Source organism: Shewanella pealeana ATCC 700345 (genome assembly GCF_000018285.1).
GTDB classification, from domain to species: Bacteria; Pseudomonadota; Gammaproteobacteria; order Enterobacterales; family Shewanellaceae; genus Shewanella; species Shewanella pealeana.
On record NC_009901.1, the window covers coordinates 457,915 to 481,282 of the forward strand.

The window sequence follows — 23,368 nt, forward strand, 5'->3', positions numbered from 1 at the left end:
TAGAATAATACTAAGCCGCGGACGCAAGGCGTGCGCGGCAGATACTTTTTTAAGGATGTCCATCTTGATCCAATTCACTAAGATGCATGGGCTAGGCAATGACTTTATGGTCGTCGATGGGGTGACACAGAATGTGTTTTTCTCTCCCGATCAAATTAAGCGCTTGGCCGATCGGAATTTTGGCGTGGGCTTCGATCAGTTACTGCTGGTTGAGCCTCCCTACGATCCCGATTTAGATTTTCATTATCGCATCTTTAATGCTGACGGCAGTGAGGTTGAGCAGTGTGGCAATGGCGCACGCTGTTTCGCACGTTTTGTGCGTAATAAAGGCTTAACCCATAAGCATAAAATTCGCGTCAGCACCTCTTCGGGCAAGATAACCTTACGCCTTGAGCGTGATGGCAAGGTGACCGTTAATATGGGGATCCCAGCTCTAGAGCCAGGTAAGATCCCATTTACCGCTAAGAAGGTAGAGAAAACCTATTTGTTGATGGCATCCAGTGGCACCTATCTATGTGGCGCTGTTTCTATGGGCAATCCTCATTGCGTGATAGAGGTAGAAGATGTAGCCGCGACTGATGTCGATACTATTGGCGGCGAGCTGACTAACCACGAGCGTTTTCCGAAGGGCGTGAATGTCGGCTTTATGCAGGTGCTAAATTCTGGCCATATTAAGCTCAGAGTCTACGAGCGCGGCGCGGCAGAAACCTTAGCCTGTGGTACAGGAGCCTGTGCTGCAGTCGTTGTTGGGATCTTGCAGGGTAAACTGGATAGAAATGTGCAGGTAGACTTGCCAGGTGGCAGCCTAATGATCAACTGGGACGGTGAGGGTAAGCCGCTATGGATGACTGGGCCTGCTGAGCATGTTTATGATGGGCAGATTGCGCAATGATAGATAGCTCTAAGTCAAACCTACCCTTTGATGAGATTCTGATCCGTGAATACCTGCTGGATAACCCTGACTTCTTTAGTCGTTATCCAGAGCTATTGCTCGCGATGCGCATCCCCCACGCCGAGCGTGGTGCGGTGTCGTTGGTCGAGCGTCAGCAAGAGATGCTGCGTCAACGAGTGAATCAGCTGGAAGAAGAGATCACGGCACTTTTAGCTATGGCATCTCGCAATGAACAGATCTTCATGTTTAACAGTGCATTATCTATGGAACTGCTAAAATGTGAAGATATGGGCGAATTGCGGCAGGTGTTGTCTAATAGCTTAAAACAACAATTTCAGTTTAGTCATGTCAGGCTCATTACAGTACATGATATCGACAGTGAACTGTCGCAGATCTGGAGTAAGCGTCTCGACTCGGGCTACTATTTTGGTCGCCTAACCAATGAAGAGTCGAAGCGCCTGTTTGGCAGTGAAGTGGGCTCGGTAGCACTATCTCGCTTATCGAAAGAGTGTGGTCAGGTGATTTTTGCTATCGCTAGCCAAGATCCCATGCACTTTCATCCAGAGATGGACTACCTTCTTTTGTCACAACTCAAGCAGCTGCTCGATCATCAACTGACAAAAATCTAATAGCGAGGCTCTATGGCTGACGAAGCGTTATCGAGTAATGTGCGTTGGTTGACTGATTTTGAGCGCTACCTGCGCACCGAGCGTCAAGTCTCTGCTTATACGGTGCGTAATTATCTATTCGAGTTGAAACGCGTCGAGAAACTATTTAGCGAAACGGACTCTTGGCTGTCTCTGCAGCATGAGTCTTTGCAAGCTATGCTGGCCAAATTACACCGCAAAGGCCTCAGCCCGCGCTCACTGTCGCTGACACTTTCCTCCTTAAAACAGTTCTATGAGTTTTTGCTTAGAGAGCAACAGATTAAGGTTAATCCAGCTATTAGTCTGACTGCGCCTAAGCAGGGCAAGCCCCTGCCTAAGAATATGGATGTTGACTCTGTATCGCATCTGCTAGATCTCGATGGCGATGACCCTCTAAGTCTGCGTGATAAAGCGATTATGGAGCTGTTTTACTCTTCAGGACTGCGACTTGCAGAGCTTGCGGCGCTGAATGTCGGCGATATTCAATTCTCTCAAGCACAGGTCAAAGTCTTAGGTAAAGGCAGTAAAGAGCGAATAGTGCCTATCGGAAAATTAGCGTTAACGGCGATAAATCAATGGTTGGATATCAAACGCGATATTGCTTGTGAAGATGACGCCTTGTTTGTTACCGCCAAAGGTAAACGCTTAGCACACAGAAGTATTCAGGCGCGTCTTGCAAAATGGGGTCAAGAGCAGGCTATAGGCATAAAGGTACACCCGCATAAGCTACGTCACTCCTTTGCGACCCATATGCTCGAGTCCAGTGCCGATCTTCGCGCGGTGCAAGAGCTTTTGGGCCATGCCAATCTGTCTACCACTCAGGTATATACCAGCCTAGACTTCCAACATCTTGCCAAAGTCTATGACAATGCACATCCGCGAGCGAAGAAGCGAGGCGATAAAGCATGAAGATCTATATTCGACCACAAGCTTTTGAGGCCATTAGTTTCGACTTGGACGATACCTTATATGATAATCGGCCCATCATTCGAAGAGCAGAAGCCGAGATGCAGCAGTTTTTGCATCACGCTTATCCGAAATCGACAAAATGGCAATTCGATGACTGGCGTAAGCTAAAGCTTTCCTTGTTTAGACTGTATCCAGAGTTGCGTCATGACACCAGCTTAGCAAGACTGGTAATGCTGGAGCATGGCCTTAAAAAATTGGGTTATGACGAGAAATTAGCAAAGGCAGGTGCTAATGCAGGCCTTGAACACTTTGTGAAACATCGTAGTCATTTTAAGGTCTCCGATGAGGTGGTTGAGTTATTAACTCAGCTTAAACAGAAATATCGCTTAATCGGCATCACCAATGGCAACGTTGATCATCAAGGTATTGGCTTAGCCGAAGTATTTGAGTTTGTGCTGCACCCGGGACAAGGTTACAAGCAAAAGCCATCGAGCGATATGTTTGCGCTAGCGGCTAAGAAACTGGATTTGCCTCTAAGCAATATTCTTCATGTGGGCGACAGTGGCAAGAGTGACGTCGACGGGGCAAGACGAGCGGGTTGCCAATCTGTGTGGCTTAATCCGGGCTTTAGCGTGACAGAGAAGTCGAGCGCTAACGGACAACTACCCCATATTGAAATCGATTCGTTGCAGCAGTTAAGGCTGTTTATCTAATTCGTTGAGTCCATCGAATGTTGAACGCTTGTTATTTCCCTCTGTCTTGATATGCTCAGCTCTCTTAAAAGTTAAGAAGAACAGAGTTTTATAAGATAGGGATTATCATGAAAAAACTAATTATTGTGTTATCAGCTTTAATGCTCACCAGTGCTTGCTCAATTAAGCAGCGTGTTGATCCGGTTCATGTGAACAATAATGCTGAAGTTTGTATCCAGAAGAACCCTGATGTGAGGGATGGTTTTTTGCAGGAGATGGAGAAGATTCTTGCAGAGAAACAGATTAAATATCGTATTGTTGAACAGTTAGATGCTAGTCAACAATGTGAGTGGACAGCGACTTACACTGCAAACTGGCGCTGGGATCTAGCGTTATATATGGTTTACGCCGAGATTAAAGTCTTCCATGAAGGTCGTTTAGATGGTGAAGCTATCTATGATGCTCGAAGCGGTGGAGCAAATATGAATAAATTTATTGATGCGGAGCCTAAAATTCGTGAGCTAATCGAACAGCTTATACAGCAAAAGCAAGCATCAGTGCGCTGGTCGCCATTGCAGCAAACTGCAATTTAGTAACAAGGCTCACCTCGGTGAGCCTTTCTGTTCTAGCTGGTTTACTGGGGGCTTAGATTTACGCTGTTAGCGCGAGTGCCTTTGGGAACAAGATATTGTTCTCAAGGTAGATATGCTGTTTCAAGTCGGCTTCAAACTCCGCCAAACTGGCGTAACAAACGCGCCATGTGGTGCAGGCATGTGCAGGCGGCACTAAGCCATTTGTTAGCTCGCGGATCTTTTCAAAGATCTGTAATGCATCATCATGCTCATATTGCATGGCATTTATCGGGTTACCGATATGGCCGAAGCAATTTTGCATCTCAACTTGGTTGTGCAGCCCTAAAATTGCTGGGAACAGTATCCGTTCCTCTTTCATTAGATGCGGCATCAAGTCATCGACCAATGCGCGGATCCAACCTGCCAATGGTTTTATTTCATTGTGGTTTTCACCATGAGCTCGCACCATCTTTTCACTATATTCGATGAGTAGCGGCGCCTTTTCACGCACAAAGGTGTGGTGAGTCGATTCAATATAGTTGAGTAGATCGGGTAAAGGCAGTTGCTCTAAACCTTGTTGCTTATCGCCTTCAGTCTCAAATGCCATTAACGCCTCAAGCAGTGCTGCTTCATCGGCATCGAAACGTTTAATCGCCCGCTCTAATGTAATTCCACCGCCACAACAAAAGTCGATACCGTATTGGCTAAACAGGTGGGCAGTACGGAAATCGTTAGCGACTAATTCACCGACACGAGAGGCAAGCAGGCTTTCTTTGGATTGAGACACTTTTGATTGAGACATTGGCAACTCCAAGCTAGCGTAAATTAAATGCTATATTTTACATGCATATTATTTGCATCTTTGATTGTATTCAATGATTACTTGAGTAAAATACTCAGTTAATCACACTTTGAGGTGCAATTTAGCTCGATCTAGGTAGAGGTCTAAAGCCTAGCTTTGTTGGAATAGATGTGGCCTTATCGATGTTTTGGAACTTTTTTATACAGAAAACAGATTAAGATTTGCAAACGCATAGTGTTTTAATTTTGATTAATTTAAACTAGCCAGCATCAAAGTCATACGAGTGCGCAATAAAGTCAGTCATGTACGTTATTAAAAATAAAGGTAATGCTGCGGCCTAATGTCGAGCTTATCGTGTTTTTTCCGAGCAATATTTATCACCTCTCCTGCTAAGTTGGGGCGGATGTTATTGATCGCGATTTTAACGATGCAATCTGTGGTAGCTATGGCCGATGATTGCACTTTAGCCCATGACGACTGTGGTAGTGAAATTGCGTATGTGCTTGAGTATGACGCCGAGTCCGTTATTAGTGGATCACAGTGCGACGAGTCGATTACTGCAAGCCATGCTGAAGATGATTGTACTGAGTGCAGTAATAACTGCTGCTCATGTTGTATGACCTTGATGCACCCTGTCACCGCGCTAAAATCGATGACAGCAAGCCCTAATAGCCATACTTTTACTTTTAGTTCTACCTCTGTTGAATCCCCTTATTTCGCTTTCCTGCGCCCCCCTAAAGCCCTAATCGTTTAATCAAAAAGTTACTTTATTAGCAAGTTTTGCCTATGGCACTTGCTTAGGATCTGTCGTACTTATTTTGCAACTTTGCATCGAACAGATCTGAGATTTTTGTATTAAATCGAGGCTTATTCTCTGATGTTTTATAATACTTATTGCACGAAATCTGCCACAAAAATCGGCATACTTTGTGTTTGGCGAGGGCTCTATTGCACCTTGGCGCTCATCGCTCTGTTATGGGCGGGCTCACTTGCCGCGGCTACTGCTAACACTGCACCGGCTAATACCTTGTCGTTAACCACGGTTATTGAACGGGTACAACTGCAACACCCTTCACTGAAGGTTTTTCAGTTTAGACAACAAGCGCTCGATGGTGCGGCGCACACCCAAGCGCTAACTCCTGGTTATGAGATTGGATTTGATCTCGATAACGTTGCGGGCTCTGGTGAATTCCAAGGTATCGACAGTGCTGAGTTTAGTGTGTCTTTATCGTCGGTGATTGAACTGGGTGACAAACTTGATGCTCGCACTGGTGTTGTCAATGAGCAGCGTGCCGTACTGGATGCTGAGCAGAAAATTACCGCGTTAAATTTACTTGCAGAAGCAACGCGTCGCTATATCGATGTGTTAGCGGCGCAATCGCAACTGCAATTAGCGGTCGATGCATTACAGCTTGCCGAGGAAACCCAAGTAGTAGTGGCTAAGCGAGCAAAGGCTGGCGTGACGCCAGACGCCGAAGTTAAGCGCGCCCAAGCTGCGGTATTTAATGCCCGTCTCGTGGCAGAAACCCAATTACACCAGCTCGATTACGCCAAGCTTGCGCTAAGCATGATGTGGGGCGAGTCTCAGATTAGCTTTGATTCACTCGAAGGGGGCTTATTTGCCTTTACCGACGATGTGGCACTCGAGCCGTTATTTGAGAAAGTAAAATACAGCCCTGCTATCACAGCCTATTTGACTCAGGCACAACTTAAAGAGGCCGAGCTGCGTTTTGCCAAAACTCAGTCAAGTAGCGATATCAGTTGGTCTGTAGGCGTTAAACAACTACAGCAAACCAACGATATGGCATTGTCTGCGGGCTTTAGTATGCCGCTGTTTAATGGCGAACGTAATACTGGCACCGTGCTTTCGGCTCAGGCCGCAAAAGAGCAAGTACTTGTCAACCGAGAAGTGGCTCTTTTAGAGCTATATGGTCAACTGTACCGGGCTTATGCTAGCCGTAAACAAGCCATAGTGACGGTAAATCGACTACAGGCTAGTGTGATCCCGACCTTAACCTCAGCCCTTGAAGATACCAAGCAAGCTTACGAGCAGGGGCTTTACAGCTATCTTGATTACTTAACCGCCCGAGAGGAGCTGTTATTTGCACGCCGTGCGCTAATTGATGCTGCGGCCTCTGCACTGCGTTATGGCGTGGATATTGAGCAGCTTATTGCTGAGCCATTACCTGCTTCTCAACATACCTTCTTCAATGATTTTTCAAATGCAGCCAACTCTTCTGCGACTGCTGATTTCTCAAAGTCAGCTAATTTTTCTGACGCTGCAAAAGGACATACAAAATGAATCCTAGCTTATTAAATAAATTCTCCTTAGTTCACCTTGCTGTAGTAGCGGCGGTTGCATTGATGATTAGCGCCTCGGTTAACGCATCACCAGAGCACAGTCACGAAGATGCGCATCAAGTTGAGCAAGCAGCACATTCAGATAAGCACTCGGATGCGGCTCATAAGGATGAGCACATAGATGAACACGGTCATGCTGACTCTCATGACGGCGGGCATAAGAATGAGCATGAAGATGAACACGGTCATGATGACTCTCATAACGGCGGGCATAAGGAAGGTCATAACGACGTGCACGAAGATGAACACGGTCATGCTGGCTCTCATAACGATGGGCATAACGACGAGCATGGCGATGAGCATGCTGATGGTCACGTCGATGAGCATGGTGATGAACACGGTCATGACGAACATGAAGAGGGTAAGATTCATATCAGTGCCGAGCAAATCGTGGCGTCAGGCATAGTGACTCAGCAAGCCCAAGCAGGTGATATCAAGCAAACACTGACGGTATATGGCCGTACAGTGGTACCAGAGGCGGCAAGCAGTGAAGTGCGTGCCCGCTTTGCAGGCTTAATTACAGGCGTTAATTTTGCGGTTGGCGATCGCGTTGAAGCTGGCCAAGTTGTTGCTGAAGTGGAGTCAAATTCCAGCTTAAAGCGCTATGTCATCAAGGCGCCAATCTCAGGCTTGGTAGTGGGGCGTAGTGCTAATACTGGTGAAATGGCAGCTGACAATGTGCTACTACGCATTATGGATGACAGTAAGCTTTGGGCGCAGTATCAAATCTTTCCGGGTCAATTAAGCAAAGTCGCCGTGGGTCAAGCAGTAACCATAGGCTCTGAGCAACGACAAACCGCCTCAAGCATTAAGCATCTTCTCAATGCGCCAAACGGCGAGACCTATAAGTTAGCCCGTGCACCACTCGATAATACATCTGGTCAATGGGCGGTAGGCGCTTTGCTGTCTGGCAAGCTGACATTGAGCCAGCAAGCAGTGGATTTGGTGATAGATAACCGCGCGCTACAGGAGTCTGAAGGCCAACAAGTGGTGTTTATCCGTAATGGTGAAGGCTTTGAAAAGCGCGCAGTGACTCTTGGCCGCAGCGATAGCGAAATGAGCCAAGTGTTGTCGGGTCTTGAGGCGGGTGAAGAGTACGCAGTTGAAAATAGCTTTTTGCTGAAAGCCGACCTTGAGAAATCAAGCGCTGCACACGTTCACTAAAGGAGACGTCAATGATTGAATCAGTATTGCGTCTTGCGATAAATAGACGCTGGATGATGATGTTCCTTGCCATGCTGCTGGTTGCAGTGGGGCTATGGAGTTATCAGAAGTTACCTATCGATGCGGTGCCAGATATTACCAACGTACAGGTGCAAATTAGCACCCGCGCCGAGGGATATTCTCCGCAAGAAACCGAGCAAAGAATTACGTACCCGATTGAAAATGCCTTGATGGGGATCCCGCACCTAGCGAATACCCGCTCGTTGTCGCGTTATGGATTATCACAGGTCACAGTGGTGTTTGATGAAGGCACAGACTTATATTTTGCACGTAATCTTATCAGCGAGCGCTTAAACGGTATTAAAGGCAAGTTACCCGCCGAGATTGAGCCTGAGATGGGGCCTATATCAACCGGGCTTGGTGAGATCTACATGTACACCATCGAAGCGCTGCCTGATGCGAAGCAAGCCGATGGAAGTGATTTTGATGCGACTGCGCTAAGAGAGATCCAAGATTGGATCATTAAACCTCAGCTAGCTCAAGTGCCAGGTGTTACTGAAATTAACACCATCGGAGGGTACGACAAGGAGTACCACATTACGCCACTGCCAGCCAATATGCTGCAATACGGCGTGTCATTTGTGGATATTAAGCTGGCACTACAAAGCAGCAATAGTAATCGTGGAGCGGGCTATATCGAGCGAGACGGCCAGCAACTTACGGTGCGCTCTGCTGCCCAGCTTAAGACCATTAGCGACATTGAAAACGTTGTCGTTAAGCATATCGATAGCGCGCCAATCTTAATCGCCGATGTGGCTCAGGTGGCAATTGGTAAGGCACTACGTACTGGCGCCGCGACTCGTGATGGCAAAGAAACGGTACTAGGCAGTGCCATGATGCTGGTGGGTGAAAACTCACGTCAGGTGTCACTCGCCGTAGCCGCCAAGCTTGAAGATGTTAAAGCATCGCTACCCGATGGTATTAAGGTTGAAGCTGTGTACGATCGCACCACCTTGGTAGACAAAGCGGTATACACGGTGCAGAAGAACCTAGTTGAAGGCGCGCTGCTAGTCATAGTGGTGCTGTTTATTTTACTGGGTAACGCTAGAGCGGCATTGATCACCGCTGCGGTAATTCCGCTGGCGATGTTAGCAACCATGACTGGTATGGTGCAGGCCGGTGTTTCGGCTAACCTAATGAGTCTTGGCGCATTAGATTTTGGTTTGATAGTCGATGGCGCGGTAATTATTGTTGAAAATGCCATTCGCAGGCTTGGTCAGGCTCAAGTACAAAATGGCGGTCATGTGCTACCACGTAAGCAGCGCTTGCAACTAGTGTTTGAGGCCACCAATGAGGTGATCCGCCCGAGTTTGTTTGGCGTGTTGATTATTACCGTTGTGTACATTCCGCTGTTTAGCCTTACAGGCGTTGAAGGCAAGATGTTCCACCCCATGGCGGCAACGGTTGTGATGGCTCTGCTAGCGGCGTTAGTGTTGTCGTTAACTTTGGTTCCCGCTGCGGTTGCCCTGTTTATGACAGGCAAAATTAGCGATAAAGAAAGCCGAGTGATTACCGCGACTAAGTCACTGTACAAGCCGTTATTAATCGGTGCGATGAAGTTACGTTGGTTGGTACTTAGTGCGGCAGTAGCCTTGGTTGGCTTCTCTATTTGGCTGGCAACGACTCTTGGATCTGAGTTTATTCCTCAGCTCAATGAAGAGGATATCTTGTTGCAAGCTATCCGTATTCCGGGTACAGGGCTAGAGCAATCGGTGGACATGCAGGTCTTACTAGAAGATCGCATCAAACACTTCCCACAGGTGTTAAATGTATTTTCTAAGATAGGTACCCCAGAGGTGGCGAACGATCCTATGCCACCGAATATTGCCGACACCTTCATTATGCTTAAGCCGCGAAATGAATGGCCTAATCCTAAGATGAGCCATGACGCGCTTGCGGCCGATATCGTTGCTGCGGTTTCTGGCCAGCCGGGTAATAACTTTGAGTTAACCCAACCTATTGAGATGCGTTTTAATGAATTGATCTCGGGGGTGCGTGCAGACTTAGGTATTAAGGTCGTGGGTGATGACTTAGATCAGTTATTAGCTTCGGCCAATGCTATTCGTGAAGTGCTAGAGAAAATTGATGGCGCAGCCGATCTACAAGTTGAGCAAGTAACTGGTTTACCTATGCTATCTATTCAGCCAGATCGTATGGCTTTAGCCCGTTACGGTTTAACGGTTAGCGAACTACAGGACTTTGTGGCAACGGCTATAGGCGGCGAAGAGGCAGGGCTTATCTTTGAAGGCGATCGTCGCTTCAAGATGGTTGTACGTTTACCTGAAGCTATCCGTAAAGATGTCGAACACTTACAAGAGCTGCCAATTGTGCTGCCATCAGGTGAATATGTGCCTTTGTCTGAGGTGGCGAGGCTAGATATTGCACCATCACCAAACCAGATCAGTCGTGAAAACGGTAAACGTCGCATTGTGGTGACTGCCAACGTGCGCGGCCGCGACTTGGGTACCTTTGTTAGTGAAGTTAAACAGCAAGTTGCTGAGCAAGTTGATATTCCTGCAGGCTATTGGCTGGAGTATGGCGGCACCTTTGAGCAACTTGAATCCGCGAGTCAGCGTTTATCTATTGTGGTTCCGTTAACGCTAGCGCTCATTTTAGGCTTGTTGGTGATGGCCTTTAGTTCGGTAAAGGATGCGCTAATTATCTTTACCGGAATACCTCTAGCACTAACTGGCGGGGTGATTTCACTATGGATGCGGGATATGCCGTTGTCGATTTCGGCAGGTGTCGGCTTTATTGCGCTTTCTGGTGTGGCAGTGCTGAATGGCTTAGTGCTACTGAGCTTTATCCGTCAGTTATACCAAGAGAAAGGTGAGCTGATGGCAGCGATTATCGATGGCGCTTTGATTCGACTACGTCCGGTATTGATGACAGCGTTAGTGGCAGGGCTTGGTTTTGTGCCAATGGCGCTTAATATCGGCACTGGCGCAGAGGTGCAGCGCCCAATTGCGACAGTAGTGATTGGCGGTATTATCTCATCGACGATATTAACCCTGTTTGTCTTGCCTATTTTGTATCGTATGGCGCATCAGCGCGATGAGAACAGAAAGAGTAAGCAGGCTAATGTTGAGAGTGCAGCTACTACATAAAAGGCTGTAGGCGGCTCCATTGCTTAACTATCGTTTAACATAGTTGGATAAACAAAAGCCCTGCATTTGCAGGGCTTTTTCTATTTTATAAAAGCAGAATCTAAGTCTAAAGCTAATTCTGGAGCAGAGCCTTAGATTTAGCGCTAAAAGCTTATTTGCTTTGCGTCATGATCCAGTGGCTTAGCAAACGTACGCCATGGCCTGTACCGCCAGCTGGGGTAACGCCTACATCTTTAGCTGCAAGAGCACTGCCTGCAATATCAAGGTGCGCCCACTTAGTGTCGCCAGTGAACTGCTGTAGGAAAACGGCGGCTGTTGTCGCCCCAGGGCCACCGAAGCCTGCGTTTTTCAAATCGGCAATTGGGCTTTTAAGCAAATCTTCATAGGCAAGCGGTAAGCGCCATAGCTTTTCATCCACGGCTTGACCAGAGAAGGTCAGCTCATCGACTAAAGTGTCGTCTTCACTAAACACTGCCGTGTAGCGTTTACCTAATGCACGTACCTTAGAGCCTGTTAGCGTGGCAACATCAACCATGACTTGTGGCTGATAGAATTCGCGGGCATACCACATGCCATCGGCTAAGATCAGGCGGCCTTCAGCGTCGGTATTGAGCACTTCAACACTTAAGCCTTCGGCTGTCATCAGTACATCACCTGGAGCCAGTGCGGTTTCAGATACCATGTTCGCAGCCATTGGCATTACAGCCACTAAGTTTACATCGGCTTTTTGTAGTGCCATGGCCTTTACTGCACCAAGTACTGCGGCAGCACCTGCCATATCCGACTTCATACGTGAGATAGAGTCGCCAGATGCTTTAATGTTGTAGCCGCCAGAATCGAAGGTAATGCCTTTACCGACTAAAGCGATAGGCGCATCATCATTGCCTTCCCAGTGGGCGACTATAAGGCGAGAGCCTTCTTTGGAGCCACGGCCAACTGCGTGCAATGCGCCCATGCCTAACTTGGCTATTTTCTTTGGCTCAAGCACGGTAATTTTAACGCCCAGTTTTTTCAGTTCTTTTGCTGCATTAGCAAAATCGACTGGGGTCATCTCGGTCGGTGTTTCAGAGGTTAAGTCACGGGCGAGAAATACCCCTTGCTCAATGGCTGCTAGCTGAGTGTATAGCCTGTCAGCTGCTTTTGAGTCACTCACGTGTACCCTGTAGTTCTTCTCAGCGGGCTTTTTCTCTGAAAAGTACTTATCAAACTTGTAAGCGCGCAGGTTGATGCCATGTGCAAGCTCTGCAGCAAAGCTAGCGTTGCTGCTGGCATCACTAATGCCATCGGTTAGCAGTTGAATATTCTTTACTTCAATGCCGTTGAAATGAGCGGTGATTTCAGCGCCAAGCTTATTCACTTCACCAGGGGTTAGCTTTTCTTTATCACCAACGCCAATAACCACTAGGCGTTTAGCGTCTATGCCTGTAGGCATTAAAATTTCAACTAGCTGTTTTTTCTCGCCAGTAAACTCTTGTAGTGCTAATGCACTGCTAATTTGTTGCTTTGATTGTTTGTCTAACTTGCTTAAGGCGCTTGATGTTTCTTCGCCAGCTTGAAAGACCACTAAAGTGTCGATGTTGTTAGATTGATTTTCGACAAAATCAAACGTTTCCGCTTGCGCCGAATAGCTGGTTAACAGGCCTAGGCTTAATGCACTGCTTAGTAGGGTTTTCTTTGTTAGCATACTGTCCTCTATCGGGATTTAGTTCTGCGATCAGGTTTTGCCAAACATGTCGCAGCTTCTTTTTGTTGTATATGTCGTTATTGTTTTTTAGCCGCACTGTATAGGGTTATTCACAGTGGGCTGTGCAATTTATCACTTTTTGAATTAACAACTAAGCTAAAACTTGTTAGGAATTGTCACATGTTTTTCGAGTCTACAAGGTGAAAATTAGCCGAAGCTGAAAATAGCCATGCTGCTGAGAATTGTTTCGATTATTTTTACTAATTGATTGTAATGAGAATGGGGGAAGTAAGGGCGGGGTACATATGAGGGTACATATAAAGCAAAACGGGCTTTCCATTGCTGGAAAGCCCGTTTTAATACAACACGTTAAGACGTTAGTCTTAGTTCATGCCGTATTTCTTTAATTTCTTGCGTAGTGTACCACGGTTGATACCTAGCATGTTGGCAGCGCGAGTTTGGTTGCCACGAGTGTGTTGCATGATGATATCTAGCAGAGGTGCTTCAACTTCGCTTAACACCATTTCATATACTTCTTCAGCTTCTTGCCCGTCCATCTGAGCGAAAAAGTTAGTGACAGCACGCTTTACCGCATCACGTAGTAGTTGTGGCTTGATTGCACCACTTGCGGTTTCGATTTTGCCAACAGTAAGTGGGTGAACTTCAGTGTGAGTAGTCTGATCAAACATTCGTATTCTGCTCTTTATTAATATGCAACAAATTCATCAAAATAGCGTTCCACCATGGAACATTGTTCTTCAACGGTTTCGAGTCGATTAAACTCGGCTCTAAAAGGCCGTTGATTTTCTTGGTCTAAGTACCAGCCAACATGCTTTCTTGCGAAGCGGATGCCCTTATAATCACCATACAAGTTGTACAGTAGTTTCAGGTGTTCAAGCATAACTTGACGCTTTTCATCCATCTCTACGGGCGCTAGCTTATTACCTGTATCCAGGTAATGTTGGATTTCCCTAAATATCCAAGGTCGTCCTTGAGCTCCTCGTCCAATCATCAGGGCATCCACACCAGTATAATCCAGCACAAAACGTGCTTTCTCTGGGGTTAAAATGTCTCCATTGGCGACAACGGGTATCGAGATCTGTTTTTTAATCGCTTTAATTGTGTCGTACTCGGCGTTGCCTTTGTACATGCACTGCCTAGTTCGGCCGTGAACGGCCAATGAGGCAATACCGCAATCTTCTGCGATCTGGGCGATATGAACACCATTCCTGTGCTCTGGAGCCCATCCCGTTCGAATTTTTAGCGTCACAGGAACATCAACCGCTGCTACCACGGCACGTAGAATCGCTTCTACTTGAACTGGGTCTTGCAACAAAGCCGATCCTGCGAGCTTCTTATTCACTTTTTTTGCTGGACAGCCCATATTGATATCAATGATCTGTGCCCCTTGTTGTACGTTCACAACAGCGGCATTAGCCATTAACTCTGGATCTGCTCCGGCAATCTGAACCGAACGTATTCCGTCTTCACCTGCGTGTGTCATACGCAAGCGGCTTTTATCGGTATCCCAAACATCAGGATTCGATGAAAGCATCTCCGACACGGCTAAGGCTGCGCCATAACGTAAGCAGAGATTTCTAAAGGGTTGGTCAGTGACACCTGCCATTGGCGCCACGATCAACTGATTTTTCAGGCGATAGGGTCCAATCTGCATTTATCAAAACACCTTGCTCGTCAAAGGGGCGCTATAGTACGCCTTTTTCAAGCCTGTGAAAAGGTCAATAAATGACCTGAGGGCAACTTTTTTGCTTGACTTTTGCCTAGCGAGAAGTCAGTCGCGGCGCGGAAAGCGCCGCGGGTTACTGCTATTTGCGTATACCTGTCAAGCGGCTCCAGTCGTCTTTGTGAGCAGGCTCGTCCATATTGAACCACTCGCTATAGAAGGCTGAGATTTCTTCAGCTTGCTCTTGTAGCAAGCCAGAAAGTGCTAATAGTCCACCAGGTTTAACTTTTTCAGCAATTAGAGGGGCAAGTTCACGCAATGGGCCTGCTAAGATGTTGGCGACTAGAATATCTGCCAGCAGATCTGCTGGTTGATCTTCAGGAAGATATAGCGCCAGCTTATCTTCAACACCGTTACGCTCAGCATTGGCTTTTGAGGCTTCAATCGCTTGATAATCGATATCGATACCGGTTACGCGCTCTGCGCCAAGCTTCAGTGCTGCTACGGCTAAAATGCCTGAGCCACAACCAAAGTCGATCACATCTTTGTTGCTGTAATCTAAGCCGTCTAACCACTCTAAACAAAGTGCGGTAGTTGGGTGAGTACCGGTACCAAAAGCTAAGCCTGGATCTAAGATGACGTTAACTGCGGTTGGGTCTGGGATTTCACGCCAACTTGGGCAGATCCAAAGACGATCGCCAAACTTGATTGGGTGGAAGTTATCCATCCATTCACGTTCCCAGTCCTTGTCTTCAACCTGCTCAACCTTATGACTGAAGTTATCGCCAAGACAAGGAAGTAGTTTTAAACGCTCAACCACAGGAGTAAGGTCGAAGTTGGCTTCAAACAGTGCGACTATCACTGTGTGGCTCCACAATGGGGTTTCGCCCAATGTCGGTTCGTAAATTGGGTTGTCTTTACCGTCTTCGAAGGTAATAGAGAGTGACCCTTCTTCCATTAGTTGATCGCTTATAGCGTCAGCATTAGGACCGTCAGTGTCAATTCTAAGTTGGATCCAAGGCATGAGAATTCTCGTTATCTAGATATATGGGGCTATTGTAAACCATGGCAGGTTTGAGTGTGAACGTTAGATCTGAAATCAACGAATTAATCTTCAATTGCAGGTGGTTATTGTGGCTTTAGCCTTAGTTATCGCTTCTTAGTTAACATGATTGTTCTGTTTTAAATGTACCTCCAAGATGTTGAATTATATTGGTTAAGTGGTATTACCAGTGTTCTTCTGTGTGTGTATTATTTGTGATCTTGATCTAATAGCTGGATTAAAAAGGGTGAGTTCCTTCACGAAAAAAATCTCTGTATCAATTTGCTGACAAAGTTCTTGTTAGAGTGTAAATCCCACTATTAGGCATAAGATAAACAAGACAAGAATAATGTTAGCATCCTACGTAAACGGTACTGGACACCCTGCATCGGCAAAAGCAGATAAAATACAAAGCATTACAGGAGTAATGATGGGCTGTTTCTTATTGGCTCACCTACACTTTGAATCGAGTATTTTGCTTGGAAAAGACGCTTTCTATACGGTCGTGCAATTTTTAGAGGGCGGTATGTTTAGCTCTACTGGGCATGGCTTTCCGATTGTGACTAAAGTCTTCTCGGTGTTTATGTTAGCGGTTGTGATGCTACATGCGGCAGTTGCCCTACGTCGTTTCCCTGCGCAGCTTGGCCAATGGCGTGCCTTAAGGCGTCATATGGCGGTTATCAATCACAAAGACAGCCAAGCTTGGTTTTGGCAGTTGGTCACCGGCTTCGTGCTGTTTTTCTTAGTGCCTGTTCACTTGTTTACCATGATAGCTAATCCTGAAATTGGTCCTAACTTATCGGCTGAGCGTGTTTATCACCAAAACGCTTGGTTGTTGTACGCTCTATTACTACCAGCCGTGGTAATCCACGCCATGATAGGCCTATATCGCGTCGCTGTTAAATGGGGATTCACCGAAAAGCGTACGGGTTTACGTAAGCTTGCCAAGGTATTGATCATTTATCTGATAGTTATCGGACTACTGAGCCTTGGATCTTATATGTTAATTGGTAGTGAGCTTACTCTGCCTGTTGAGGCGTATCGACCAAGTTAAGCCTTGGCTTGAGTATAAGAATTGCAAGCGAAATAACTTAATTAATATTCACTAAACTAATCGCGTATTTGTTGATCTATCTCACGGTTAAATGCCTGTTACTGGGTGACATTGTAACTAAACAGTAACAAGTTAGGCATTAACCAAAGATAGGGCAGCGAATGAATAAAATAACAGATCGCGGTAATTGGAGTGGTTGGTTGGATCTGAGCCAGAGTATCTCTGGCGCAGTATTGGCAATATTTTTATGGACACACCTAATATTGGTCTCCTCTATCTTGCTGGGGGAAGAGGCAATGACTTGGGTTGCCAAGACCATGGAGCTGAGTTTCTTGAGTGCCGATGGTCATGGTTACCCTTGGGTCGTGTCGATTATTGCGCTGTTAATTGCTGCAATAGTGTTGATACATGTATTGGTGGCCATCCATAAGTTGCCGCTTAGTTTACGTCAGCAGAAGGCGTTAAAGCTGCAGCTTATCTCGATTAATCACGGTGATACAAGATTATGGGTATGGCAGGCGGCCACTGGGGTGGTGATCTTATTATTACTGCCCGTACATTTGTGGTTAATAGGAGCTGCGCCTGAAACCATTGGCCCCCATGGCAGTGCCGACAGAATTTGGCAGCAGGGAGTATGGTTGCTGTATCTGCCATTGTTACTCTGCGTTGAGCTCCATGCCGCGATTGGTGTATACCGTCTAGCGGTGAAATGGGGCGCGGTGAGAGAGCTTAATACCCGCAAAAGACTTAAAAAAATAAAGACTATCATCAGCGTGGTTTTCATTGTTATAGGCTTGGCGTCCTTATTGGCGTTCCTCCCCTATGCCAATGGGTAGCTGCTGGTGAGAACAAGAACATAAACTGACTCTGCACCCTACGTTAAGGAGCACGTGTGAAACTGATATATACCGATTCGTTAGTGATCGGCGCTGGACTTGCTGGATTACGAGTGGCTATCGCGTCTAAAGAGCGTGGGCTAGATACTGTTGTATTATCATTGATCCCAGCGAAACGCTCGCATTCAGCGGCAGCGCAGGGGGGCATGCAAGCAAGTTTGGGCAATACCGTTAAAGGTATGGGAGATGACGAAGATGTGCATTTCCAAGATACCGTAAAAGGATCTGACTGGGGATGCGATCAAGATGTGGCACGTATGTTTGCCCACTGTGCCCCTAAAGCCGTGCGAGAATTGGCAAACTGGGGTGTACCTTGGACGCGCATAACCAAAGGTCCGCGTCAGGTGGTGGTTAATGCTGAAAAGGTGACCATTGAAGAAGCAGAAGAGGCGCATGGTTTAATTAACGCCCGTGACTTTGGGGGCACCAAAAAATGGCGCACTTGTTACACCGCTGACGGCACAGGCCACTCGCTACTTTATGCGGTAGATAACAAGGCTATTTCAATGGACATTCCAGTCCATGAGCGTATGGAGGCGTTATCGCTTATTCATGATGGCAAGCGTTGTCATGGTGTGGTTGCTCGCTGCCTAATTACTGGCGAGCTAATCGCTTACGTTGCAAAGTCGACCACGATTGCAACTGGTGGCTATGGTCGTATTTATGAAGTATCGACTAACGCCATTATTTGTGAAGGTGTAGGCCAGGCGCTAGCACTTGAAACCGGTGTTGCCAAGCTAGGTAACATGGAAGCGGTGCAGTTCCATCCTACGGCTATTGTGCCTGTCGGTATTTTGACTACTGAAGGTTGTCGTGGTGACGGCGGTTTATTGCGTGATAAAGATGGCCATCGCTTTATGCCAGATTACGAGCCAGAGAAGAAAGAGCTGGCATCACGTGACGTAGTATCGCGCCGCATGACAGAACACATGCGCAAAGGTAAGGGCGTAGACAGTCCTTATGGGCCGCACTTATGGCTGGATATTACTTTGCTTGGTCGTAAACACGTAGAAACCAACCTACGTGAAGTAAAAGAGATCTGTGAGAACTTTCTTGGCATCGACCCAGCTAAAGACTGGATCCCAGTAAGACCGACTCAGCACTATTCTATGGGCGGTATTCGTACCGACGCTACGGGCCAAAGCCCACAGCTAAAAGGTTTATTCAGTGTCGGCGAAGCGGCTTGTTGGGATATGCATGGCTTTAACCGCTTAGGTGGTAACTCACTCGCTGAGACAGTAGTTGGCGGTATGATTATCGGTAAGTATGTCGCCGATTTTTGTGAACAAAACACCCTTGAAATCGATACCAGCTTAGTTGAGTCCTTTGTAGGTAAACTACAAAGCGAGATTGACGAGCTTATTGATGGTGAAGGCACCGAAAATCCATTTGAGCTTAAGCAGCAGATGCAGCAGATCATGATGGATTACGTGGGGATTTTCCGTAATGGTCCTGAGCTTGAAAAAGCGGTTAGCGAGCTACAAGACTTACTTAAGCGTGCAAATGCATTAGGACTTAAGTGCAAGAAGCGGCATGCTAACCCTGAGCTTGTTGAAGCACTGCGTGTGAAGCGTATGCTTAAAGTGGCACTGACGGTTGCAGCTGGCGCTGCAGCACGTACAGAGAGCCGCGGGGCGCACGCTCGTGAAGACTTCCCACAGCGTAACGACAAAGACTGGCTAAACCGCACATTATCAAGCTGGCCGGATGCTAATAGCCTGTCACCTCAACTTGAGTATGAACAGCTAGATGTGATGAAGATGGAGTTGCCACCAGGTTACCGTGGTTACGGTATCGATAATGCCATTGCGCATCCAGATACCGAAAAACGTGAGCAAGAAATTGCAGAGATTATTAGTCAGCTTGGTCCTGATGCAGACAGGCATCAACAACAAGCAGCAGTCATGCCGTTTGACGTACCTGACTCATTAAAACCAAAGAACGAACGTTTGAGTGACACATTAGCGCACTCGAGCACAGGAGAGATCGCTAAATGAGCCAACAAATGGCTAAGGGCCGTACCTTAACTTTCAGTATTTTTAGATTTGACCCACAAGTGCCGGGTGATAAACCTAAAATGGTTGAGTACCAGATCGAAGAAGCCCCCGGTATGACGGTCTTTATTGCACTCAATCAGTTGCGTGAGTTACAAGATCCATCGTTGCAGTTCGATTTCGTTTGTCGTGCAGGTATTTGCGGTAGCTGCGCCATGGTGATTAACGGTATGCCAACTTTGGCCTGCCGTACGCTAACCAGTAAATTTACTGATGGTAAAATCAAGTTAATGCCACTACCTGGCTTTGAGCTGATTGGCGATTTATCGGTAAATACTGGTAAGTTTATGCGTGAAATCGCTGAACGCTTGAAGCTGTGGTTACACCCAAAAGTGGGTGATGATGATATTCATCGTCTTGAGGCGCCAATGTCACCTGAGGAGGCGGCTAAACTTTATGAGTTAGAGCGCTGCGTCGAGTGTGGTGTATGTGTTTCAGCTTGTGCCACCAAGCAGATGCGTGACACCTTTGTGGGGGCCGTAGGCCTAATGAAGATTGCCCGTTTTGAGTTAGATAGTCGTGACGCGCGTAATGCTGAAGACTTCTACCACGTGATAGGTAATCAAGACGGCGTATTTGGCTGTATGACGCTGCTAGGCTGCCAAGATAACTGCCCTAAAGATTTACCGCATATGCAGCAGATTGCTTATTTACGCCGTAAGATGGCGGTAACGCTAGTCTGAGTTGCAACGCATTAGTTAAAGTGACGATTTAAAGAGCCTGCATTGCGCAGGCTTTTTTGTGGGTGACGTTTAGTCTCTGTTTATCTACAATTTGATTTAAATAAATGCATATTTATAAATGGAATATTGATAATGCAGCTTAACGATCTGAAACTGTTTATCAGGGTTGCGGACTGCGGTAGTTTGACTGCGGCTGCGGTTGAATTAGACATTTCAACTGCGGTGGCGAGCGCAGGCCTGAAGCGGCTAGAAAAAGAGTTAGCTACGACCTTATTCATTCGCAGCACTCGCAGCCTAAGGTTAACCGATGCCGGCGAGCGCTATCTTATCCACTGCCGTCGAGCCTTAGCCGACCTAGAGCTAGGCCATAGAGCGATAGAAAGCAGTCAGGCGAGTATTTCAGGGCTGCTTAGCTTAGCGGTTCCTTCAGATATTGGCCGTAACGTTTTACTCCCTTGGTTAGATGAGTTCCTCGTTGAATATTCAGAGCTTAAGCTGCGCCTACATATTGGCGATAATCTGTCGGATTTTTATCATGACAAGATAGATGTGGCATTGCGCTCAGGTGTTCCTAAAGACTCTTCGCTGGTGGCCTTTAAAATCTGTCATTCACGCCGGGTGCTTTGTGCTTCGCCTGACTATATTCGACAGTTTGGTGAACCGAGCGCTTTAGATCAATTACCGCAACATAATTGCTTATTCTTTATGCTGGATGAGCGCACTCATGATCAGTGGGTCTTCAATAAAGATGGTCTGCAACATAAGGTGAGAGTGACGGCTAATCGTACCTGCAATGATGCCGATATAGCTCGGCGTTGGGCGGTTGCAGGTCAAGGGGTGGTATTTAAGTCTTGGTTAGATCTGACCGACGATATCGAGTCTGGGCGATTAGTGCCTTTACTCAATGAATATCAAGGTGAAGAGGCCGACTTATATTTAGTTTGCCCAGGGCGGGAGCATGTGACGCCTGTGATCCTGTTGCTGCGAGATATGTTACGTGAGCGCTGTAAACAACGTTTAGCGCGGGTGAGTCACTTGATGGAGTGATCAAATAGCAGACACAAAAAAACCGCACGAGTGCGGTTTTTTTATCAATGACGCCTAAGTTAGCTCTTAGCGCGCTTCATCGCAGTGAAGAACTCATCGTTTGTCTTGGTCATTGCCAACTTGTCGATAAGGAATTCCATACCTGTCACTTCATCCATCGGATTAAGGATCTTACGTAGGATCCACATCTTCTGTAGTTCATCCGGTGTAGTCAGCTTCTCTTCACGACGGGTACCAGAGCGGTTAAAGTCGATTGCAGGGAACACTCGCTTCTCAGCGGCTTTACGAGAAAGGTGTAGTTCTTGGTTACCAGTACCTTTAAATTCTTCGTAAATCACTTCGTCCATCTTAGAGCCTGTATCAACAAGCGCAGTAGCGATAATGGTTAAGCTACCACCATGTTCGATGTTACGAGCTGCACCGAAGAAACGCTTTGGACGGTGTAGTGCGTTAGCGTCAACACCACCTGTAAGCACCTTGCCAGATGAAGGAATAACAGTGTTGTATGCACGAGCAAGACGAGTAATAGAATCAAGTAAGATTACGACGTCTTTCTTATGCTCTACTAAACGTTTAGCCTTTTCAATTACCATTTCTGCAACTTGTACGTGACGGCTTGCTGGCTCGTCGAAAGTTGAAGCAATAACTTCACCTTTTACCATACGTTGCATCTCGGTAACTTCTTCAGGACGTTCGTCGATAAGTAGTACCATCAACACCACTTCTGGATTGTTGTAGGTGATACTTTGCGCCATAGTTTGAAGCAATAAGGTTTTACCCGCTTTTGGTGGCGCAACGATAAGACCACGTTGACCTTTACCAATTGGTGAGCATAAATCCAGAATACGTGAAGTGATGTCTTCAGTTGAACCATTACCACGTTCCATACGCATACGTTCTTCTGCATGTAGAGGTGTTAAGTTTTCAAATAGGATCTTGTTGCGAGAGTTTTCAGGCTTGTCGAAGTTAACTTCGGTCACTTTTAGAAGGGCAAAATAACGCTCGCCTTCTTTTGGTGGTCGGATTTTACCGAAAATCGTGTCACCAGTGCGCATGTTAAAGCGTCGAATTTGGCTAGGTGAAACGTAGATATCATCTGGGCCCGCTAAGTATGAACCATCAGAGCTACGAAGGAAGCCGAAGCCATCTTGTAAGATCTCTAAAACGCCACCACCGAAAATATCTTCACCGCTTTTAGCGTGGGCCTTAAGGATAGAGAAAATAATGTCTTGCTTACGAGCACGAGCCATATTTTCTAGCTTCATGTCTTGAGCAAGCTGGACTAAATCTGAAATCGAGGTGTCTTTTAATTCTGATAAATTCATCGTGGTGGGTCTTGTTTTGTACGTGGCAATGCCATCTACGATCAAAGGTTTTGTAGCTTATTGAATATCGATCGGATAGCGAGAAGTGGGTTAATTAGAATGTTTCTGGTTATTAAAGTAGCACTAACCGGGCGGGGCGTCTAGAAGTTTAGCTTAACCCGACACATTTTCTTATTGAAGCTGTGTCGGGAGTCACTTATATACCGTCGGATCTGCGATTAAACGGTAATTTGGTGATTAAAGCTGAGCGTCGATAAACTCTTTAAGCTGAGTCTTTGATAGTGCGCCAACTTTAGTCGCAGCAAGCTCACCGGCTTTAAAAAGCAATAGAGTCGGGATGCCACGAACGCCGTATTTAGCTGGTGATACGTTGTTTTGGTCAACATTAAGCTTAGCGATTTTGATCTTACCTTCGTACTCTTCAGCTACGTCGTCTAAGATTGGGGCAATCATCTTACATGGACCACACCACTCAGCCCAGAAATCAACAAGAACTGGCAGTTCTGAGTTAATTACGTCATTTTCAAAGCTGTCATCGCTTAGGTATACAATCTTGTCGCTCATGTTGTTCTCCAGTTTGGTTGCCATTGCTGGTTTGTTAATGGCTTAACCTGTATATTGGGTCGGTAAAATAACTTTTCAAGCTAAAAGTTATGCAAATATTAATGTCGGCATTCTTTAGTACAAAAAACG

21 protein-coding genes are annotated in these 23,368 nt (G+C 46.5%); 14 read left to right on the forward strand and 7 right to left on the reverse strand.

Annotated features, from left to right (window positions below; all coding sequences use genetic code 11):
• Positions 1 to 64: 64 nt before the first annotated feature.
• The 5 genes from dapF (at position 65) to SPEA_RS02055 (ending at position 3,733) form a co-directional block, all read left to right on the forward strand.
• Positions 65 to 892, forward strand: a complete 828-nt coding sequence (gene dapF, locus SPEA_RS02035; RefSeq protein ID WP_041411229.1) for a diaminopimelate epimerase — start codon at positions 65 to 67, stop codon at positions 890 to 892.
• A complete protein-coding gene (locus SPEA_RS02040; RefSeq protein ID WP_012153648.1) occupies positions 889 to 1,521 on the forward strand; it encodes a DUF484 family protein in 633 nt (210 codons plus the stop codon). The genes dapF and SPEA_RS02040 overlap by 4 nt, the downstream gene beginning before the upstream one ends.
• A gap of 12 nt (positions 1,522 to 1,533) precedes the next feature.
• Positions 1,534 to 2,448 (forward strand): tyrosine recombinase XerC, encoded by a 915-nt coding sequence (gene xerC / locus SPEA_RS02045; RefSeq protein ID WP_012153649.1) that lies wholly within the window; start codon positions 1,534 to 1,536, stop codon positions 2,446 to 2,448.
• The gene (locus tag SPEA_RS02050) at positions 2,445 to 3,161 is read left to right on the forward strand and encodes an HAD-IA family hydrolase (RefSeq protein WP_012153650.1); all 717 of its coding nucleotides are present in this window, start codon (positions 2,445 to 2,447) and stop codon (positions 3,159 to 3,161) included. The genes xerC and SPEA_RS02050 overlap by 4 nt, the downstream gene beginning before the upstream one ends.
• 107 nt (positions 3,162 to 3,268) lie before the next feature.
• Positions 3,269 to 3,733 carry an Sbal_3080 family lipoprotein gene (locus tag SPEA_RS02055; protein WP_012153651.1) on the forward strand — a complete coding sequence of 155 codons (465 nt, stop codon included), beginning with the start codon at positions 3,269 to 3,271 and terminating at the stop codon, positions 3,731 to 3,733.
• A 58-nt stretch (positions 3,734 to 3,791) separates the two neighbouring features.
• Here SPEA_RS02055 and ric read toward each other — a convergent pair whose 3' ends face one another.
• A complete protein-coding gene (gene ric, locus SPEA_RS02060; RefSeq protein ID WP_012153652.1) occupies positions 3,792 to 4,514 on the reverse strand; it encodes an iron-sulfur cluster repair di-iron protein in 723 nt (240 codons plus the stop codon).
• A gap of 403 nt (positions 4,515 to 4,917) precedes the next feature.
• Between ric and SPEA_RS02065 the strand changes: the two genes are divergently transcribed.
• From SPEA_RS02065 to SPEA_RS02080, 4 genes are all read left to right on the forward strand, one after another.
• Positions 4,918 to 5,268 carry a hypothetical protein gene (locus tag SPEA_RS02065; RefSeq protein WP_223296554.1) on the forward strand — a complete coding sequence of 117 codons (351 nt, stop codon included), beginning with the start codon at positions 4,918 to 4,920 and terminating at the stop codon, positions 5,266 to 5,268.
• A 201-nt stretch (positions 5,269 to 5,469) separates the two neighbouring features.
• Entirely contained in the window at positions 5,470 to 6,816 is a 1,347-nt protein-coding gene (locus tag SPEA_RS02070; RefSeq protein ID WP_223296555.1) for a TolC family protein, read from the forward strand.
• The gene (locus SPEA_RS02075; RefSeq protein WP_012153655.1) at positions 6,813 to 8,039 is read left to right on the forward strand and encodes an efflux RND transporter periplasmic adaptor subunit; all 1,227 of its coding nucleotides are present in this window, start codon (positions 6,813 to 6,815) and stop codon (positions 8,037 to 8,039) included. Before SPEA_RS02070 ends, SPEA_RS02075 begins: the two co-directional genes overlap by 4 nt.
• Before the next feature lie 11 nt (positions 8,040 to 8,050).
• Positions 8,051 to 11,206: an efflux RND transporter permease subunit gene (locus tag SPEA_RS02080; RefSeq protein WP_012153656.1), complete on the forward strand. Its 3,156-nt coding sequence runs from the start codon at positions 8,051 to 8,053 to the stop codon at positions 11,204 to 11,206.
• A gap of 151 nt (positions 11,207 to 11,357) precedes the next feature.
• On the opposite strand, the gene SPEA_RS02085 is transcribed toward SPEA_RS02080, so the two are convergent.
• The 4 genes from SPEA_RS02085 to prmA form a co-directional block, all read right to left on the reverse strand.
• Complete coding sequence (locus SPEA_RS02085) at positions 11,358 to 12,890, reverse strand: leucyl aminopeptidase (RefSeq protein ID WP_012153657.1); 1,533 nt, start codon at positions 12,888 to 12,890, stop codon at positions 11,358 to 11,360.
• A 383-nt stretch (positions 12,891 to 13,273) separates the two neighbouring features.
• The gene (fis, locus tag SPEA_RS02090; RefSeq protein WP_012153658.1) at positions 13,274 to 13,579 is read right to left on the reverse strand and encodes a DNA-binding transcriptional regulator Fis; all 306 of its coding nucleotides are present in this window, start codon (positions 13,577 to 13,579) and stop codon (positions 13,274 to 13,276) included.
• A 17-nt stretch (positions 13,580 to 13,596) separates the two neighbouring features.
• Positions 13,597 to 14,565 carry a tRNA dihydrouridine synthase DusB gene (dusB, locus tag SPEA_RS02095; protein WP_012153659.1) on the reverse strand — a complete coding sequence of 323 codons (969 nt, stop codon included), beginning with the start codon at positions 14,563 to 14,565 and terminating at the stop codon, positions 13,597 to 13,599.
• Positions 14,566 to 14,716: 151 nt separating this feature from the next.
• The gene (prmA, locus tag SPEA_RS02100; RefSeq protein WP_012153660.1) at positions 14,717 to 15,598 is read right to left on the reverse strand and encodes a 50S ribosomal protein L11 methyltransferase; all 882 of its coding nucleotides are present in this window, start codon (positions 15,596 to 15,598) and stop codon (positions 14,717 to 14,719) included.
• A 349-nt stretch (positions 15,599 to 15,947) separates the two neighbouring features.
• On the opposite strand from prmA, the gene SPEA_RS02105 reads away from it, so the two are divergent.
• The 5 genes from SPEA_RS02105 (at position 15,948) to SPEA_RS02125 (ending at position 21,350) form a co-directional block, all read left to right on the forward strand.
• Positions 15,948 to 16,670 carry a fumarate reductase cytochrome b subunit gene (locus SPEA_RS02105; RefSeq protein WP_263053346.1) on the forward strand — a complete coding sequence of 241 codons (723 nt, stop codon included), beginning with the start codon at positions 15,948 to 15,950 and terminating at the stop codon, positions 16,668 to 16,670.
• A 161-nt stretch (positions 16,671 to 16,831) separates the two neighbouring features.
• Entirely contained in the window at positions 16,832 to 17,506 is a 675-nt protein-coding gene (locus SPEA_RS02110; protein ID WP_012153662.1) for a fumarate reductase cytochrome b subunit, read from the forward strand.
• 56 nt (positions 17,507 to 17,562) lie between these two features.
• A complete protein-coding gene (locus tag SPEA_RS02115) occupies positions 17,563 to 19,563 on the forward strand; it encodes a fumarate reductase flavoprotein subunit (RefSeq protein WP_012153663.1) in 2,001 nt (666 codons plus the stop codon).
• Positions 19,564 to 19,571: 8 nt separating this feature from the next.
• The gene (locus tag SPEA_RS02120; protein ID WP_041411231.1) at positions 19,572 to 20,303 is read left to right on the forward strand and encodes a fumarate reductase iron-sulfur subunit; all 732 of its coding nucleotides are present in this window, start codon (positions 19,572 to 19,574) and stop codon (positions 20,301 to 20,303) included.
• Positions 20,304 to 20,435: 132 nt separating this feature from the next.
• On the forward strand, positions 20,436 to 21,350 hold the full coding sequence (locus tag SPEA_RS02125; RefSeq protein WP_012153665.1) for a LysR family transcriptional regulator: 915 nt from the start codon (positions 20,436 to 20,438) through the stop codon (positions 21,348 to 21,350).
• Between the two features lie 59 nt (positions 21,351 to 21,409).
• Here SPEA_RS02125 and rho read toward each other — a convergent pair whose 3' ends face one another.
• Both rho and trxA read right to left on the reverse strand, forming a co-directional pair.
• Positions 21,410 to 22,675 (reverse strand): transcription termination factor Rho, encoded by a 1,266-nt coding sequence (gene rho, locus SPEA_RS02130; RefSeq protein ID WP_012153666.1) that lies wholly within the window; start codon positions 22,673 to 22,675, stop codon positions 21,410 to 21,412.
• Positions 22,676 to 22,912: 237 nt separating this feature from the next.
• Positions 22,913 to 23,239 carry a thioredoxin TrxA gene (trxA, locus tag SPEA_RS02135; RefSeq protein ID WP_012153667.1) on the reverse strand — a complete coding sequence of 109 codons (327 nt, stop codon included), beginning with the start codon at positions 23,237 to 23,239 and terminating at the stop codon, positions 22,913 to 22,915.
• Positions 23,240 to 23,368 lie beyond the last annotated feature (129 nt).

Coding starts and splice junctions, on each gene's coding strand:
- xerC (WP_012153649.1), top strand. CDS start 1,534: ATGGCTGACGAAGCGTTATCGAGTAATGTGCGTTGGTTGACTGATTTT.
- SPEA_RS02085 (WP_012153657.1), bottom strand. CDS start 12,890: ATGCTAACAAAGAAAACCCTACTAAGCAGTGCATTAAGCCTAGGCCTG.
- trxA (WP_012153667.1), bottom strand. CDS start 23,239: ATGAGCGACAAGATTGTATACCTAAGCGATGACAGCTTTGAAAATGAC.
- SPEA_RS02120 (WP_041411231.1), top strand. CDS start 19,572: ATGGCTAAGGGCCGTACCTTAACTTTCAGTATTTTTAGATTTGACCCA.
- prmA (WP_012153660.1), bottom strand. CDS start 15,598: ATGCCTTGGATCCAACTTAGAATTGACACTGACGGTCCTAATGCTGAC.
- rho (WP_012153666.1), bottom strand. CDS start 22,675: ATGAATTTATCAGAATTAAAAGACACCTCGATTTCAGATTTAGTCCAG.
- SPEA_RS02065 (WP_223296554.1), top strand. CDS start 4,918: ATGTTATTGATCGCGATTTTAACGATGCAATCTGTGGTAGCTATGGCC.
- SPEA_RS02110 (WP_012153662.1), top strand. CDS start 16,832: ATGAATAAAATAACAGATCGCGGTAATTGGAGTGGTTGGTTGGATCTG.
- SPEA_RS02125 (WP_012153665.1), top strand. CDS start 20,436: ATGCAGCTTAACGATCTGAAACTGTTTATCAGGGTTGCGGACTGCGGT.
- SPEA_RS02075 (WP_012153655.1), top strand. CDS start 6,813: ATGAATCCTAGCTTATTAAATAAATTCTCCTTAGTTCACCTTGCTGTA.
- SPEA_RS02050 (WP_012153650.1), top strand. CDS start 2,445: ATGAAGATCTATATTCGACCACAAGCTTTTGAGGCCATTAGTTTCGAC.
- fis (WP_012153658.1), bottom strand. CDS start 13,579: ATGTTTGATCAGACTACTCACACTGAAGTTCACCCACTTACTGTTGGC.
- dusB (WP_012153659.1), bottom strand. CDS start 14,565: ATGCAGATTGGACCCTATCGCCTGAAAAATCAGTTGATCGTGGCGCCA.
- SPEA_RS02080 (WP_012153656.1), top strand. CDS start 8,051: ATGATTGAATCAGTATTGCGTCTTGCGATAAATAGACGCTGGATGATG.
- ric (WP_012153652.1), bottom strand. CDS start 4,514: ATGTCTCAATCAAAAGTGTCTCAATCCAAAGAAAGCCTGCTTGCCTCT.
- SPEA_RS02040 (WP_012153648.1), top strand. CDS start 889: ATGATAGATAGCTCTAAGTCAAACCTACCCTTTGATGAGATTCTGATC.
- SPEA_RS02055 (WP_012153651.1), top strand. CDS start 3,269: ATGAAAAAACTAATTATTGTGTTATCAGCTTTAATGCTCACCAGTGCT.